Origin of the sequence: Trichocoleus sp. DQ-A1, from assembly GCF_039961955.1 — a bacterium.
GTDB lineage: Bacteria > Cyanobacteriota > Cyanobacteriia > Cyanobacteriales > FACHB-T130 > FACHB-T130.
In genome coordinates this window covers 30,419-47,797 of the sequence record NZ_JAMPKE010000003.1, presented here as the reverse complement: position 1 = coordinate 47,797, position 17,379 = coordinate 30,419, and the positions used below count along the sequence as shown (strand labels likewise).

10 protein-coding genes are annotated in these 17,379 nt (G+C 48.2%); 6 read left to right on the top strand and 4 right to left on the bottom strand.

Features of this window, described 5'->3' with window-relative positions:
* Window positions 1–454 precede the first annotated feature (454 nt).
* The 3 genes from rpoB to NDI33_RS04615 all read left to right on the top strand — a co-directional run bounded on the left by rpoB (window position 455) and on the right by NDI33_RS04615 (window position 10,041).
* A complete protein-coding gene (gene rpoB / locus NDI33_RS04625) occupies window positions 455–3,772 on the top strand; it encodes a DNA-directed RNA polymerase subunit beta (protein ID WP_190413949.1) in 3,318 nt (1,105 codons plus the stop codon).
* A gap of 92 nt (window positions 3,773–3,864) precedes the next feature.
* Window positions 3,865–5,742, top strand: a complete 1,878-nt coding sequence (locus NDI33_RS04620; protein ID WP_190425180.1) for a DNA-directed RNA polymerase subunit gamma — start codon at window positions 3,865–3,867, stop codon at window positions 5,740–5,742.
* Between the two features lie 225 nt (window positions 5,743–5,967).
* Window positions 5,968–10,041 (top strand): DNA-directed RNA polymerase subunit beta', encoded by a 4,074-nt coding sequence (locus NDI33_RS04615; protein WP_190525589.1) that lies wholly within the window; start codon window positions 5,968–5,970, stop codon window positions 10,039–10,041.
* A gap of 244 nt (window positions 10,042–10,285) precedes the next feature.
* On the opposite strand, the gene NDI33_RS04610 is transcribed toward NDI33_RS04615, so the two are convergent.
* A complete protein-coding gene (locus NDI33_RS04610; protein ID WP_190413955.1) occupies window positions 10,286–11,509 on the bottom strand; it encodes an HhoA/HhoB/HtrA family serine endopeptidase in 1,224 nt (407 codons plus the stop codon).
* Window positions 11,510–11,779: 270 nt separating this feature from the next.
* Between NDI33_RS04610 and NDI33_RS04605 the strand changes: the two genes are divergently transcribed.
* Complete coding sequence (locus NDI33_RS04605; protein ID WP_190413957.1) at window positions 11,780–12,145, top strand: metal-sensitive transcriptional regulator; 366 nt, start codon at window positions 11,780–11,782, stop codon at window positions 12,143–12,145.
* Between the two features lie 85 nt (window positions 12,146–12,230).
* Here NDI33_RS04605 and NDI33_RS04600 read toward each other — a convergent pair whose 3' ends face one another.
* Window positions 12,231–12,473: a hypothetical protein gene (locus tag NDI33_RS04600; RefSeq protein WP_190413959.1), complete on the bottom strand. Its 243-nt coding sequence runs from the start codon at window positions 12,471–12,473 to the stop codon at window positions 12,231–12,233.
* A gap of 1,367 nt (window positions 12,474–13,840) precedes the next feature.
* Here NDI33_RS04600 and menH point away from each other — a divergent pair.
* Both menH and NDI33_RS04590 read left to right on the top strand, forming a co-directional pair.
* Complete coding sequence (gene menH, locus NDI33_RS04595; RefSeq protein WP_190413963.1) at window positions 13,841–14,650, top strand: 2-succinyl-6-hydroxy-2,4-cyclohexadiene-1-carboxylate synthase; 810 nt, start codon at window positions 13,841–13,843, stop codon at window positions 14,648–14,650.
* Window positions 14,651–14,967: 317 nt separating this feature from the next.
* Window positions 14,968–15,354: a VOC family protein gene (locus tag NDI33_RS04590; RefSeq protein WP_190413965.1), complete on the top strand. Its 387-nt coding sequence runs from the start codon at window positions 14,968–14,970 to the stop codon at window positions 15,352–15,354.
* 617 nt (window positions 15,355–15,971) lie between these two features.
* On the opposite strand, the gene NDI33_RS04585 is transcribed toward NDI33_RS04590, so the two are convergent.
* Both NDI33_RS04585 and NDI33_RS04580 read right to left on the bottom strand, forming a co-directional pair.
* Complete coding sequence (locus NDI33_RS04585) at window positions 15,972–16,676, bottom strand: glycoside hydrolase family protein (RefSeq protein ID WP_242033190.1); 705 nt, start codon at window positions 16,674–16,676, stop codon at window positions 15,972–15,974.
* Between the two features lie 2 nt (window positions 16,677–16,678).
* Window positions 16,679–17,341: an NAD(P)H-binding protein gene (locus NDI33_RS04580; RefSeq protein WP_190413968.1), complete on the bottom strand. Its 663-nt coding sequence runs from the start codon at window positions 17,339–17,341 to the stop codon at window positions 16,679–16,681.
* Window positions 17,342–17,379: the final 38 nt, after the last annotated feature.

Sequence of the window (17,379 nt, the reverse complement as noted above, 5' to 3'; positions counted from 1 at the left end):
CAGACTTCATACCCCTGCGATCGCTGTCCTTATACCTGGTAAAGAAGCACTAAATATTATCTTTGAGCAAACAAGCCAAAGCGAACTGCTGGTTCGCTTATAAAACCAACGAAAAACAACCCTGAGACGTTTCCTTCCCTCCTAGTGGGGACTAAACGGCTCAGTTTATTCTTGCCAATCGCTTGTCCTTGGGGACGAGTGAGGCATACTTCGCCGATACTGCTTACTTTGGCACGAATTCCATCCCGCTAGATGGGAAGGATGTAAAGATGAAGGACGAATTCAAAACCATCAATGATGGAGGATGAATCAATTTAGGATTCATCCTCCTAACGGCTGACTTTTGAGTTCTAGACGCTCGGGTTGATTGGGAAGTCGGGTCTCCCCACTGGCATTCTTCTTAAACCCACCCTTACGACAGGTAATTCCTGAATTCTTTTGCAAGAGGAAAAGCATGACTAATCAGACCTCCACTCCAGTTGCTTACATGTTGCCAGACCTGGTAGAAATTCAGCGAGCCAGCTTCCGCTGGTTCCTGGAAGAAGGTCTGATTGAGGAACTTAACAGCTTTTCGCCGATTACAGATTACACCGGCAAGCTGGAGTTGCACTTCTTGGGCAAAGACTACAAACTCAAGCGACCCAAGTACGATGTAGATGAAGCCAAGCGTCGGGATGCAAGCTATGCCGTACAAATGTACGTTCCGACGCGGCTCATTAATAAAGAAGACGGCACGATTAAAGAGCAAGAAGTCTTCATCGGCGATTTGCCCCTAATGACCGACCGAGGCACATTTATTATTAATGGTGCCGAGCGGGTAATCGTTAACCAAATCGTGCGAAGCCCCGGAGTTTATTACAAATCGGAAACCGACAAAAACGGACGCCGTACCTACTCAGCTTCTCTTATTCCCAATCGGGGCGCGTGGCTGAAGTTTGAAACCGATAAAAACGACTTAGTGTGGGTACGAATCGATAAGACGCGCAAACTGTCGGCACAGGTATTACTCAAGAGCTTGGGGCTTTCCGACTCTGAGATTTTTGATGCGTTGCGTCACCCAGAATATTTCCAGAAGACCATTGAGAAAGAAGGGCAGTTTTCCGAAGAAGAAGCCCTCATGGAGCTATATCGGAAACTACGACCCGGTGAACCACCAACGGTTTCTGGCGGACAGCAGTTGTTGGAATCGCGCTTCTTCGATCCGAAGCGTTACGACCTGGGCCGAGTCGGTCGCTATAAGCTGAACAAGAAGCTGCGGCTCTCCGTGCCGGATACAGTGCGCGTGCTGACCCCGACCGATATTCTGGCAGCAGTAGACTACCTGATCAACTTGGAATATGACATCGGGATTACCGATGATATCGACCACTTGGGCAACCGAAGAGTGCGCTCGGTGGGCGAACTGTTGCAAAACCAAGTGCGCGTCGGCTTGAACCGCTTAGAGCGGATTATCCGGGAGCGGATGACCGTTTCGGATGCCGAAACCCTAACACCCGCTTCTTTGGTAAACCCGAAGCCTTTGGTAGCGGCGATTAAGGAATTTTTCGGCTCCTCCCAGTTGTCCCAGTTTATGGATCAGACAAATCCCTTAGCGGAATTGACCCACAAGCGGCGACTCTCAGCGTTAGGTCCGGGAGGACTAACGCGGGAACGCGCAGGGTTCGCCGTGAGGGATATTCATCCGAGCCACTACGGGCGGATTTGCCCGATTGAGACGCCAGAAGGACCGAACGCTGGATTGATCGGCTCTTTGGCAACTCATGCGCGGGTGAATGCCTACGGATTTGTAGAGACGCCGTTCTGGAAAGTGGAAAACGGACGGGTACTCAAGGAACAAGCGCCGGTATATATGACGGCAGATGAGGAAGACGATCTGCAAGTCGCGCCAGGGGACATCCCGATGGATGTGGATGGATGGATCTTGGGAGAATCGGTGGCGGTGAGATATCGCCAAGATTTCACCACCACGACACCCGACATGGTGGACTATGTAGCGGTGTCGCCGGTGCAGATTATTTCGGTTGCCACATCGTTGATTCCCTTTTTGGAACACGACGATGCCAACCGGGCGTTGATGGGATCGAACATGCAGCGGCAGGCAGTGCCGTTATTGAAGCCAGAGCGACCCCTAGTGGGGACTGGCTTGGAAGCCCAGGCGGCGCGGGACTCTGGCATGGTTGTGGTTGCCAAATACGACGGGGAAGTCACCTTTGTGGATGCGACGCGGATCGCAGTGCGGAGTTTCGACGAAACCGGGGAACCCAACGGACCGCAGATCGAGTATGAGTTGCAGAAGTATCAACGCTCAAACCAAGATACCTGCTTGAATCAGCGACCCTTAGTGTATGAAGGCGATCGCATCGTTGCCGGACAGGTACTTGCCGACGGTTCTGCTACCGAAGGGGGCGAACTGGCTTTGGGGCAGAATATCCTGGTAGCGTATATGCCTTGGGAAGGCTACAACTACGAGGACGCGATCTTAATCAGCGAACGGCTGGTTTACGACGATGTCTACACCAGCATCCACATTGAGAAGTACGAAATCGAGGCACGGCAAACCAAGCTAGGACCCGAAGAAATTACGCGGGAAATTCCTAACGTCGGGGAAGATAGCTTGCGAAGCCTGGATGAAACCGGGATTATCCGAATTGGAGCCTGGGTAGAAGCTGGGGACATTCTGGTAGGAAAGGTGACGCCCAAAGGGGAATCCGACCAGCCACCGGAAGAGAAACTGCTGCGGGCAATTTTCGGTGAAAAGGCGCGGGATGTACGGGACAACTCCCTGCGAGTGCCCAACGGAGAGAAAGGGCGCGTGGTAGACGTGCGCGTCTTCACCCGCGAACAGGGCGACGAACTGCCCCCCGGAGCGAACATGGTGGTGCGTGTCTACGTCGCGCAGAAGCGCAAAATCCAAGTGGGCGACAAGATGGCGGGACGGCACGGTAATAAGGGGATTATTTCTCGGATATTACCCGCCGAAGATATGCCCTACCTGCCAGATGGAACCCCCGTGGACATCGTGCTCAATCCACTCGGAGTACCCTCACGAATGAATGTGGGGCAGGTGTTTGAGTGCTTGCTGGGATGGGCTGGTGAGAACTTAAATGTCCGCTTCAAAGTGATTCCCTTCGACGAAATGCACGGAGCGGAAAAAAGCCGCGAGTCGGTGCATGGCAAGTTGGAGGAGGCGAGGAAGAAGACCGGGAAGAACTGGCTGTTTAACCCTGATGAAGCCGGAAAGCTCCGAGTCTTTGATGGGCGTACTGGGGAAGCCTTTGACCGTCCGATTACCGTGGGCAAGGCGTATATGCTGAAGCTGGTACACCTGGTAGACGACAAGATCCACGCCCGTTCTACGGGACCCTACTCTTTGGTGACGCAGCAACCCTTGGGAGGCAAAGCGCAGCAGGGCGGACAGCGATTTGGCGAAATGGAAGTGTGGGCGCTGGAAGCTTTTGGCGCTGCCTACATTTTGCAGGAGTTGCTGACGGTGAAATCCGACGATATGCAGGGGCGGAACGAAGCGCTGAATGCGATCGTGAAAGGCAAGGCGATTCCGCGACCGGGAACACCAGAATCGTTCAAGGTGTTGATGCGAGAACTGCAATCTCTATGTTTAGATATTGCCGTCCATAAGGTGGAGACGACCGAGGACGGAACCACGGGACACGTAGAGGTTGACTTGATGGCGGATGTGTCAAATCGCCGGACGCCGACGCGACCCACCTATGAATCTCTCAGCCGCGAGGAACTGGAAGAAGACGAAGTTTAATCAATGAAAAATGGAAAATTAAAAATTAAAAATTAGGAATTCTTTAATTTTTAATTTTTCATTTTTAATTTTTAATTGGAGCGCAGCGACAGATGAGACATCAGCTAGAACAGCGGTTTGACTACGTCAAAATTGCTCTGGCATCGCCAAAGCGAATTCAGGATTGGGGGCAAAGAAACCTGCCCAATGGTCAAGTGGTGGGTGAGGTTACGAAACCCGAAACGATTAATTACCGGACGCTCAAACCAGAAATGGATGGCCTTTTCTGCGAGCGCATTTTTGGTCCCGCAAAAGATTGGGAATGCCACTGCGGCAAGTACAAGCGGGTGCGCCACAGAGGTATTGTCTGCGAACGCTGCGGCGTAGAAGTGACAGAATCGCGGGTGCGTCGTCACCGTATGGGCTACATTAAGCTAGCGGCACCTGTGGCTCACGTTTGGTATCTCAAGGGCATTCCCAGCTATATGTCGATTCTGCTGGATATGCCCCTGCGGGATGTGGAGCAGATTGTCTATTTCAATGCCTATGTGGTACTCAGTCCTGGCAATGCGGAGAATCTCAGTTACAAGCAGTTGCTGACGGAAGATCAGTGGCTGGAAATTGAGGAGCAGCTCTATAGCGAAGATTCTACCCTGCAAGGTGTCGAGGTGGGAATTGGTGCTGAGGCGCTGCAACGTCTCTTGCAGGACATTAACTTGGAAGCAGAGGCTGAGTCCCAACGAGAGGAAATTGCCAATGCTAAGGGTCAGAAGCGGGCGAAACTGATTAAGCGCTTGAGAGTGATTGACAACTTCATCGCGACTGGTTCTAAGCCAGAGTGGATGGTGCTGTCGGTGATTCCGGTAATTCCGCCAGATTTGCGTCCAATGGTGCAGCTGGATGGCGGCAGATTTGCCACTTCTGACTTGAATGACTTGTATCGTCGGGTAATTAACCGCAACAACCGCTTAGCACGGCTCCAAGAAATCTTGGCACCGGAAATCATTGTTCGCAACGAGAAGCGGATGTTGCAAGAAGCTGTGGATGCGCTTATCGATAATGGTCGTCGGGGACGGACGGTAGTAGGAGCCAATAATCGACCCCTGAAATCTCTGTCAGACATTATTGAAGGTAAGCAGGGACGCTTCCGGCAAAACCTGTTGGGTAAGCGAGTAGACTACTCCGGACGTTCTGTAATTGTGGTGGGACCAAAGCTAAAAATCCACCAATGCGGCTTGCCACGAGAAATGGCAATTGAGTTATTCCAACCGTTTGTAATTCACCGGCTGATTCGCGGCGGACTGGTCAATAATATCAAGGCAGCCAAGAAGCTGATTCAGCGCGGGGATGCCTCTGTGTGGGACGTGCTAGAGGAAGTAATTGCCGGACACCCGGTGATGCTAAACCGGGCACCAACGCTGCACCGTCTAGGGATTCAAGCGTTTGAGCCAATTCTGGTAGAAGGTCGAGCAATTCAGCTGCACCCACTGGTATGTCCGGCGTTCAACGCGGACTTCGATGGCGACCAGATGGCGGTTCACGTACCGCTTTCTTTGGAGGCTCAGGCAGAAGCGCGGTTACTGATGCTGGCTTCTAATAACATTCTCTCTCCAGCGACGGGCCGACCCATTGTAACGCCTAGCCAAGACATGGTATTAGGCTGCTATTACCTAACGGCAGAAAACCCAGCAGCGACCAAGGGTGCTGGAGGTTATTTCGCCAGCTTGGATGATGCGCTCTTAGCCTATGAGCAGTCTGCGGTAGATTTACACGCCTACATCTGGGTGCGCTTTGACGGGATAGTAGAGAATGATAAACCGGATGCGGAGCCGGAAAAGGTGGAAACCTTAGCTGATGGCACCGTCTGGACAACCTACAACTTCCGTCGAGTGCGGCAAGACAAGGAAGGAAATGTCTTGACCCAATACATTCGGACGACGCCCGGTCGAATTATCTACAATAAGACGATTCAAGAGGCATTGGCAATATAAATCAGTGTTGAGGACGGAGTGATTGAGGATCGGGCAAAGAGTTTTGACTTTCCTCCTCACTCACGTCCTCGCTCCGGTGTTTTGTGTTCGCTTGTTCTGTGTTCGCTCAGTCCGCGAGTTGAATGGCCCTACGCGAATACGCCTCATCGCTCAGTCTTCTTTAAATACTCGTTTTGCGAGTAGAGCGCCGCTACGCTAACAGTCCTTATACCTCAGTCCTAACTTATGGCAGAGCAACCAGAAATCAAAAATATTTTTCATAATCGGATGGTGGACAAAGGGCAACTGAAGAAACTGGTTGCCTGGGCATTTACGCATTTCGGTAGTGCCCGCACCTCCCAAATGGCAGATCGCCTGAAAGATTTGGGCTTCCACTACGCGACTAAAGCGGGTGTCTCGATTAGTGTGGATGACTTGCAGGTGCCGGATTCTAAGCGGCAGTTGCTGGACGCTGCCGAAACTGAAATTCGCTCTACAGAAGCACGCTACACGCGGGGCGAAATCACCGAGGTGGAGCGCTTCCAAAAGGTTATCGATACCTGGAATAGTACCAGCGAAGCCCTAAAGGATGAGGTGGTTCGCAACTTTAGACAAAAAAATCCCCTGAATTCGGTCTATATGATGGCGTTTTCTGGGGCGCGGGGAAATATTTCTCAGGTGCGTCAGCTGGTGGGAATGCGTGGATTGATGGCAAACCCCCAGGGAGAGATTATTGGTCTGCCGATTAAGACGAATTTCCGGGAAGGTTTGACCGTCACGGAATATATTATCTCGTCTTATGGGGCACGGAAGGGATTGGTAGATACCGCTCTACGTACAGCGGATTCCGGCTATCTTACCCGCCGCCTGGTGGATGTGTCTCAGGATGTAATTGTTCGGGAAGTGGACTGCGGCACCCAGCGAGGGATTCGCTTACGCAGCATGACTTCGGACGATCGGGTGCTGATTCCTTTGTCCGATCGCCTGCTGGGTCGCGTTCTAGTAGAAGATGCGGTTCATCCCACCACGGGGGAAGTGGTCATGCCCCGCAATCAGCCGATGTCAGAAGAAATGGGGCTGAACATTGTTAAGGCTGGGATAGAAGAAGTTTTCGTGCGATCGCCCCTGACCTGCGAAGCCGCCCGTTCCGTGTGTCAACATTGTTACGGCTGGAGCCTCGCCCACGGGCATCTCGTGGATCTGGGGGAAGCGGTGGGAATTATTGCCGCTCAGTCGATTGGCGAACCGGGCACCCAGCTCACCATGCGGACGTTCCACACTGGCGGCGTCTTCACTGGCGAAGTGGCGCGACAAGTCCGTGCGCCGATGACCGCCAAAGTGCGCTTCAGCCGAGGGATGCGGACGCGGGGACTGCGGACGCGGCACGGGGAAGATGCCTTGCTGGTGGAATCGACCAATGCGGAATTGATTCTCGATCCGGTAGACAGCACTCAGGAGCAAATCTCGATTCCGCTCACTCAAAATTCCACCCTGTACTGTGTCAATGGCAGCACGGTAACGGCAGAACAGCTATTGGGTGAAGTTGCGATCGCTTCTTCCACTCGCGCCCATACAGAAAAAGCCGCCAAAGACGTTACCACTGACCTGGCAGGCGAAGTGAAGTTTGAAGGTCTGCTTCCAGAAGAAAAAACCGACCGCCAGGGGAACACCACCCGGATTGCGGCGCGGGGTGGTTTGTTGTGGATTTTGTCTGGAGAAGTTTACAACCTACCTCCAGGTGCCGAAGCCGTCGTGCAGAACGGTAAAGTGGTGGATCGCAACGACGTACTCGCAGAAACCAAGTTGGTGAGCGAGCATGGTGGTGTCGTCCGGCTAAAAGCTGATGACGCTGGTTCGCGGGGACGAGAAATTGAAATTATCACCGCTAGCGTGCTGCTAGACCAAGCACGGGTGCGAATGGAAGCGACTCAAGGCCGCGACCATTATGTAATTTATACCGCCGACAATCAGCGCTTTTCCCTGAAGGCCACCCCAGGGACAAAAGTTCAAAACCACCAGGTAGTAGCCGACTTAATTGACGATCGCTATAACACCCAGACCGGGGGAATTATCAAATACGCCGGTGTGGAAGTTGCCAAAAAAGCCAAGGCAAAACAAGGATACGAAGTCATCAAAGGCGGCACCTTGCTGTGGATTCCAGAAGAATCCCATGAAGTGAACAAGGATATCTCCCTCCTGCAAGTGGAAGACGGTCAATACGTAGAAGCCATGACAGAGGTCGTCAAAGATATCTTCTGTCAAACAGCTGGGATAGTGGAAGTAACTCAGAAAAACGATATCCTACGGGAAATCGTGATTAAGCCCGGTGAACTACATTTGGTCGATGACCCAGAAGCAGTGATGGGAACAGATGGATCGCTGTTCTATCCGGGGCAGGAAGTTATGCCAGGGCTAACGGTTAGCGAGTTGCGCTATACCGAATTTGTGGAAACCCCTGAAGGCCCTGCATTGTTGCTGCGTCCAGTGACTGAGTTTCACGTTCCGGATGAGCCGAGCGTACCGTCTCAAGCTTCTATTTCTGGCAGGGGGCGTTACAAGATTGAGCTGCGGGCAGTTCAGCGGCTTCCTTACAAAGATGGGGAACGGGTGAAGTCCATCGGAGGGCTGGAACTGCTGCGGACGCAATTGGTTCTGGAAATTGGCTATGGAGCTGAAAGTGAGAGCAGTTCCGAGAGCCTTGGTGCTTTAGAACTACTGGCGGCGGATATTGAGTTGCTGCCAATTGAAGGAAAGGGAGTTGAAGCAAAAGGCAAGGACGACGAAGAAAGCTCCGCGCTTTCAACCGTAAGTTCTGAACTTTCGCCTCGGACTTCAGAAATGCGTTTACAGCTCTTGGTTTCGGAATCTCTGGTGATTCGTCGGGATACAGCGGCAGATCCACTTTCTGGCAGTACCCATACACGGATTATGGTGACTGACGGTCAGCAGATCGAGCCAGGAGCCGTTGTGGCTCGCACGGAAATTCAGTGCAAGGATGCCGGAGAAGTCCGGGGGATTCGCGCTGGAGAAGCCTCGATTCGCCGGGTGCTGCTGGTTCGGGATACCGACCGGATAAGTGTTGATACGAAAGGCGCTAAACCCACCGTAAAAGTGGGAGCGCTGTTAGTAGCAGGGACTGAGATCGCCTCTGGCGTACTTGCCCCAGAGTCGGGTCAAATTTCCGCCATCTTGGAGGATTCGATCCAGATGCGTCTGGCTCGTCCTTATCGCGTGTCTTCCGGAGCCGTCTTGCATATCGATGATGGAGACTTGGTGCAGCGGGGTGACAACCTAGTGCTGCTAGTCTTTGAGCGGGCGAAAACTGGGGATATCATCCAAGGTTTGCCACGTATTGAAGAACTGCTGGAGGCCCGGAAGCCAAAAGAAGCGTGTATTTTGGCACGGCGTTCGGGAACGGCTCAGGTCGTTTACGGACCTCAGCAGGACGCAGAGGAGATTAAAGTCATTGAATCGGACGGCGTCGTGGCTGACTATCCCCTCGGCCCCGGACAGAACGTCATTGTGGGAGATGACATGGTTGTAGAGACTGCGGAGGCGCTAACCGATGGTCCTGCCAACCCTCATGAAATTCTAGAGATTTTCTTTGAGCATTACCGGGAAACGATGGGAGTCTACGAAGCGGCGCTGATGGCGTTGCAGAAGGTTCAGACTTTCCTGGTGAATGAAGTGCAGTCGGTTTATCAATCTCAGGGGATTGATATTTCTGATAAGCATATTGAGGTGATTGTGCGCCAGATGACCTCGAAAGTCCGGGTGGATGATGGCGGCGATACCACGATGCTGCCGGGAGAGTTGGTGGAACTGCGGCAGATTGAGCAAGTGAATGAAGCGATGGCAATTACTGGCGGGGCACCGGCGCAATATACGCCGATGTTGCTGGGGATTACCAAGGCATCGCTGAATACAGATAGCTTTATTTCTGCGGCATCTTTCCAGGAAACGACGCGGGTTCTCACCGAAGCAGCAATTGAAGGCAAATCTGACTGGCTGCGCGGTCTGAAGGAGAATGTGATCATTGGGCGACTGATTCCGGCAGGAACCGGGTTCAATGCCTATGAGGACAGCATCAGCTCAGATGTTGATATGTCAGCTTCTGGCTTCGGTTCCGGACTGGATGTTGAGGAGGACGCGCTGGACGTGGTGCTGGATGACCGAACAGCTCGTGCTTACAGCCCAGGTCTTGGATTTGAAGAACGGCCTACTTATGGAATGGGCGGCGCTATCTCTCCAGTTCTTGATGATGACGACGACCTCATTGACGATGTTGAGGATGACGACGACTTTGAGGACGACGACTAGAGAGTAATGAGTACCGAGAACTGAAGAGAGAGTAGAAAGAGGAGATAAAAAGTAGTAAACGCGGTGTGCAACTTTCTGTATTTCTCCCCTTAAAAAGGGCGGTTAAGAAAGTTAAGAAAAAGTTGCAGACGTTAGAAAAGGAATAGAGAAGAGAATATTCTCTTCTCTATTCCTTTTTACTTTTAATTCACTCAATCCTCAGGTCTCAAGCACTCAGTCCTCACCTCTCAGCCCTCAGCACTAATTAAGACTGTTCTTGCAATTCACCAGCGCGGACGCTAATGGATGTCGCTTGGTTGGCGCGCTGCACCTTCATCTGTATAACCTGACCGACACGGCTATTCTCGACAATTCTCTGCAACTCGGCGGCAGTCTTCACGGGTTGCCCATCAATCTCCAAAATCACATCCCCCCGGCGCATTCCACTTTTGGCAGCTGGGGTATTTGGCAACACTCGCACGACTAGGACGCCGTTGATTTCTGGCACCTGTAGGGGAGCATTGGGGTCGCTGTTGTTTTCAGCCGCTACTTGGGGCGTTAGGGTTGCCATTTGAACGCCGAGATAGGGATGAGCGACTCTTTCTCCACGCGCCAGCTGAACAGAAATTGTTTTGGCTTGATTAATCGGAATTGCAAAGCCTATCCCCATTGCGTCAGCACGAATCGCCGTGTTGATGCCAATTACTTCACCCTGTTGATTTAAGAGTGGTCCACCGGAGTTACCTGGATTAATCGCTGCATCGGTTTGAATGAAATCCAATCGCTTGTCAGGAATCCCCACAGCGGCACTGGAGCGTTTAAGGGTACTGATAATTCCCAAGGTGACGGTGTTATCCAATCCTAATGGATTGCCGACTGCGATCGCCCAGTCACCCACTTGCACTTCGTTAGAATCTCCAAGAGGTGCCACGGGTAAGTCGCTACCTCCATCGATTTTGACCACCGCCAAATCCGTTACCGGATCGGCACCTTGTACCTTCCCCTCTATTGTGCGTCCATCCTTAAGGGTGACAGTCACCTTATCCGCCTGATTGACCACATGGGAATTTGTCAAAATAATCCCACTCTTGTCAATAATGAAACCAGAGCCTTGACCGCGTAGGCGCTCTTGCATCGGCCCTCTGGGCAACTCTTCACCAAAAAAACGCCGGAAGAAGGGGTCGTCAAACAACGGATCGATGTTACGGTTGACTGTGCGCTCGGTATCAATTCTGACGACTGCCGCTCCTACCCGATTCACCGCTGCGGTGACAAAACTGCCAGTTGCAGCAGTATTGGGAATTCTAGAAATACTGCTTTGCGCTACCAGCTCTGATGCCCCTGGAGTAAGTGCAACTTCTTTGGGAGCAGGGCCAGCCTGAGACGGCAAGACACGATAAGCGCCAAACGCCAAAATGCCTCCTAGAAAGGTGGCAATTACATAGGTACTGACTTGACGCAGAAACCGAAAAAACTTTGGAAATTGCATAGCATCAATTTTCTAGCTTTGTGATGATCTATCTGGTAACAAAAATATCCCTATAGTTATTTTTACAGGTGAAACGACTGAACTTAGGCTCAAGCACTGATGCGGTTTTCCCTACATCTCAAATTTCTATAAACATAAAGACGCATTCTTTGAGGCGACACATTAGCGTAGGGGCACGAAGTGGAGTGTAGTACAATTTTTCATCTCTAGAAGAGCAGATACTTAAATAGGCTACGATGTGGAATACAAATGCTGCCTTATTGACTCTCCATGATTGGATCGAATCCGCTAACTGACGAAACCTTGCCCGTCCACGGTCGTTCACATACCCACGAGCATGGGGATGAAGAGTCTCCCCATCATCATGTCCACAGCGAAGAATCACTGCGGCGGGTTGTTAATCGCTTGTCTCGGATTGAAGGACACGTCCGAGGCATCAAAAATATGGTGCAGGAAAGCGAATCCTGCCCCAAAGTTCTCGTGCAGATTGCTGCTGTGCGGGGTGCCCTAGATCGGGTGGCGCGGATAATTTTGGATGAACATTTAACTGAGTGTATTGCCCGCGCAGCTGAAGAAGGCAATATTGAAGTTGAAATTGAAAAGCTAAAAGAAGCTTTGGATCGATTTTTGCCTTAGTTTAGTTAGATTACAAAACTGGCTTCCCTTTGCGTGGAAGCCAGAAAAAAACATTGGTATCGAAGACAACGATATAGCTAGGGATTTACTTATGCTTATGCAGCAACTTATCAACAAGCACCTCTTGGTCGTCTTCACTCAAGCTGTCCCAATCCAGCCCCCTTTCAGCACTCAAGACGCGCATCTGCTGCTCTTTCTCTGTTAACCTATCTGTGCCATTCATCTTTCTTTCCGAGGCGAGGGTGTCCAAGAGTATGGATTTATCCTCCTGTGGCAGTTGTTTAACTAAGTCAATTACCTGCCTAATTGTCAATTCTATCTTTGGCATGATTATTCCCTCGGTAGTTTATGAAATTGATATCTGAAACCACAGCGACAATCATGACGGGGTGGCAGTTGTGGCTGAAATGAAGAAGCGAACATCTACGACACGTCGGGAAGAGCTGATTTGAGATTTTTGCTCAAGAGACGTGAAGACACAAAGGCAACTCCTATGAAAAGTTCGCAAATTCTTTCAGCTCAACTATTTGTGAGAGTACCACAAGTAAGAAGCTAGCTGCTGTCTCATCCCTTTGGAAAAGGACTAGCGATCCTTCAATTTTTCTTCTCTCAAGTGCTTGTAAATGCTGATGTCTCAAATTTTCAGAATTCAATGTTTTTGGAGGTATTTTTTAGCACATATAGAAGTACAATCTTCACATTTTTACGACTTTTAATTTTGTTAAAGCTATTTTAATGAAGAGCCTTTAGATAATATATTTTTATTGTTTATTTTACTAAATGTAAAAAAGCGAGTTTGAATTTTTTTGATAATAAAAGCCATACAATTCTAAACATTGTCTGCGTTTTGATTCACCTCCTAAGTTGCTTACACATGGAAAATGTTTAGCTATGCGATAGATTGGCAATTGGCTTTAAACGTAAACCTTTATTTATCACAATATTGTATAAAACTGTGCTTAAATCAGCTTTTACAGGTTGTCGAGTCTACGGGGATCGATTTAAAATGAATTAAGCATGATTATAAACTATCGACATTAGTTAACATAGACTGCTTTTTTAATTTGTTTAAATTAATAGAACCAACGATTGGTATTAGTAACGACTAAAAATAAAATATATTTTTATATGAATATATTTTGATAAAATTAAAAAATAGAATAATTACTTTGTTTTTTGCTTAAAAAATCTAGCAAAAAATCAACCTTAAAAATAACAATAATCAGTGAATAAAACAATAACATTTAAATATGTACCAAAATATCTTGATTATGTGAATTCACTGAGATAGGAATAGTTAGTATTTTTTGTCATAGTATTGACTTTTATTAGCCTAATATTTACTTTAGAAACGTAGCATAATTACCAATAAAAACAATAAGAAAGTTTAATGTTTAAGGAAGAAGTAATAAAATATATTAATGTTTTTAGTGATGGCACTATGTTGGGGAAGTTGGAGGAAGCGATCGCACGGTTAACCTGGTTCGATTGCCTCTGTACACAGGGATAGCAAAACCTTCCTAATTCCGGAGTCGGAATTGCCAACGAATAGAGCAGCATAAATTCTACTGCATTGCTTGTAGCTCCAGTCAGGATAGCGATCGCAACTGATAGTGTTGGTGACAGAGGATGCGATCGCTATCCTGACGTGCATTACGATTAAGCAAATCAGATTTGAGCAAACAGTTGTAGAGGATGACGTTTGATTATCAATTTCACTATTCTTTGAGCGGTAGCGCAGATAAACCGATAATCCTGTTTTTACATGGCTTTATGGGTGACTGCAACGAATTTAATCAAGTTATCTCATTTTTGTCTGACCAATTTTGTTGTCTTGCTGTTGACCTTCCAGGTCATGGACAAACTAAGGTTATGGGTGGAGACGAGTGCTATGAAATGGCAAATACTGCCCAGGCTTTGCTCAACCTGCTAGAACAGTTAAGCATTGAAAAATGTTTTTTGGTTGGCTATTCGATGGGTGGACGATTGGCTTTATATTTGACCCTTCATTTCCCCGAACGTTTTCCTAAAGTTGTCTTGGAATCGGCATCTCCTGGGTTGAAGACCGAAGAGGAACGATGGAAGCGACTCCAGCGGGATCTAGAATTATCGCAGGAATTAGTAACGATTGATTTTTCAGAATTTTTAACAAATTGGTATCATCAGCCGCTTTTTGTTTCTCTCAAAAAACATCCGAAATTTGAGCAAATAATAGAGTCTCGGCTACAAAATAATCCCTTTGAATTGGCTAAGTCCCTAAGTAATTTGAGTACTGGATGCCAACCTTCTTTATGGGAAGCGCTCAAACAAAACCAAAACCCTATGCTTTTGCTAGTGGGTGAATATGATAACAAGTTTAGAATCATTAACTCAGAAATGGCGAAACTGTGTAAAGCAGCTAAGGTTAATTTAATTAGTAATTGTGGGCATAATATTCATGTAGAAAATCCAAGAGTATTTTTTGACAAAATTAGCCAGTTTTTAGCTAAACCTGTATCAATTTAATAATATTTGTTAAGGTAAGGCTTACCCTAAATACCATTTGGGTTTTGAGGCGCTGCCTTAACGCTCCCTCAATCGGGCTTAAAAAGGAAAGCTAAGAAATTTATATGTTACAAACAAAATGATAAATACCCAGCCTCCGCTTTTAGGTAGGAGGCTGGGGCGAGATTCTAAATGATAGCTATTTAAACCAATTTTATATTATAAAAAATACGGTAATTTGCAGCTTTAATTAGTTTAAATTATTAATTTGCCTTTTCCGAAGTAAAGTATTATCAGAAATGTAGTTTATTGGTTGCCGTTGTGCGGAATTTCATTTTATGGAAACAATAGGAATTCATCATGCCGCGATTATTTGCTCTAACTATGAAAAATCTAAAAAGTTTTATGTAGAGGTTTTAGGATTCTCAATTATCCAAGAAACCTTTAGAGAAGAAAGAAATTCTTACAAATTAGATTTGAGAGTTGGTCGCGGCGATCAAATTGAGCTTTTTTCATTTCCTAATCCTCCTCAAAGATTAAGTCACCCTGAAGCTTGCGGATTGAGGCATTTAGCGTTTGCTGTCAAAAATATAGATGAAGCTGTTTACTATTTAAAAAACCAAGGAGTGCAGGTAGAAGATATTAGACTTGATGAGATGACTGGCAAGCGGTTTACATTCTTTAGCGATCCAGACGGATTACCTTTAGAAATCTATGAAAAATAGCTTTACAGGCGCTTAAACTTATGTTGGCTAATCAATACTTGGTTTTTCTCTGACATCAAGCTCTCAAGGAGCTTTTTAGCTTAAGAAAATTATCACTGCTTTGGCAAACGTTGTTAAGTTTTTTTCTTAAAAACTTAACAACGTCCGGAAAAAAAGGAGCAAAAGCAAGGGTTTCTACGGAGAAAGGCGATCGCTTTCATCAAAAGTCCCTTAAAAAAACGGTGGGAACAGTCTATTAATTCAACTATCTATAGTAATAGATTGTTCGACCTCACCTCTTTTGGAGTCCGCCATGAATCTCCACCGCCCAGCTTTGTGCTTACTACCCGGGTTCAAAAAAAGTACAAGCAAAGGTTTCACAACCTTTGACTTAATCGCTCATATTTTTCTAATTGGGCTGGTGGTAATGGCTATGCCGATTTTTTTCAACACGTCAGCTCCAGAAGGAGGTGTTGCCTCTTCTAACCGCAAAACGTTGCTGATCAGGATGAATTTCTAGGAAGTCTACTTTACCAACAATGAGGGGAAAGATATCTTAGGGCAAGCTGAAGAGTGTGATGGATACTAAAGTTCACTGAACTAGATTAAATTTGGAAACCCGCACTCGCGTCGGTTTTTTATCCAAAAGTTTGTAGCTCTTCTTTTAGCATTTGCTCATAAATTTCTGGCAACTTCCCACTCATAGAGTTGGTCTCTATCCCATAGCCCAGACTTGTCCAAGTGCCAGATAGCAGCCGCAACACCTTTTTTAGTTTCCCTTGACGCAGCAACTTGGAAATGTCTACTTTCCAGGCTTTCCGGTCACTCAGCCACGCATAAACTACAGCGTCCTGAAATTGTGGCTCAAAGCTATAAGAGTGCCAAAACATAAATTCTGAAGGCTGCGGGTGATAGCGCTGAGCCTTCTCAAGCCACGTCGTGTTGAGCATCTGATAGCGACCAGCAGCAGTAGAACATTTTCCCGTATTAGGGCCAACACCAATCGGGATGCACATCTGGGGATGCTGGCTGAGGTCTTGGACATACTGACCGCCATAGATGACCCGATAAGGCTGGGCAACATTTGCTTCACTAGCAGAAATTGTCCGCATCAAGGCACGGATATAAGGATCGCCCCCTTGCATTGCCAAGGGAGCGGTACCGTTTCCGTTCAGTGGAGCCACCGACGAGTTTCCGTAGGAGAAGCCGCGATCGCGCAGCTGCTCCCAGTCTTTAAGATAAAGCAACAAGCACAGCACCGCCGTCATGCTCAGCATCCCGATGAGAAAACTCCCGATCGCTGAAAACATCCCGGCGAGAAAACGCCCGATGGCTGAGAACATAATTAGGCCACACTGGCAAACATCTGCTCCCAGCTTTTTTCAGGAGCCTCTGCCTTGGTAATGATTTCAACAATTTTATTGCGAGCCGATGGTTGAAATAGCGCTTCAACACACACCTTCGCGACCTTAGTACGGGGAATGCTGCCACTTAAAGACAGAGTGTCAGCCTTGTACATAGCGATTGGCTCTGAGTTCTCTTCGTTTTTGAGGCCTCCCGGTCGCACAATTGTGTAGGTCAACCCGCTTTTCTGAATATATTCCTCTGCTTGCTTCTTCCACACCAGAACTAGCCAGAATAGATTCAGTGGGTGCAAAACTTGAGAAGCACCAATTGAAGAAACCAGCACAAAATGCTCGATTCCCTTTGCCTTGGCGGCATCCACTAGATTTTTCGTGCCTTCGTAGTCCACCTTGTAGGGTCCAGTCGGATCAAAGCCGGGGCTAGCACCTGTGGCGCACAGTAAAACCGTACTATCACCTAGGGCAGAAGAGAGGCTTTCTGGCTGTAAAACATCGCCAACTACCAATTCAGCGGCATCTGGTAGAATCTGTCTAGCTTTTTCGATGTCTCGAACCAACGCTCGAACAGGTATATTCCGCTGCACCAGCTCTTGTACAATCCGACGACCTGTCTCCCCCGTTGCCCCTGCTACAAATGCTTTCATTAATTTCTCCGTAAATTACCCGTGTCCAGTCTTTAGAA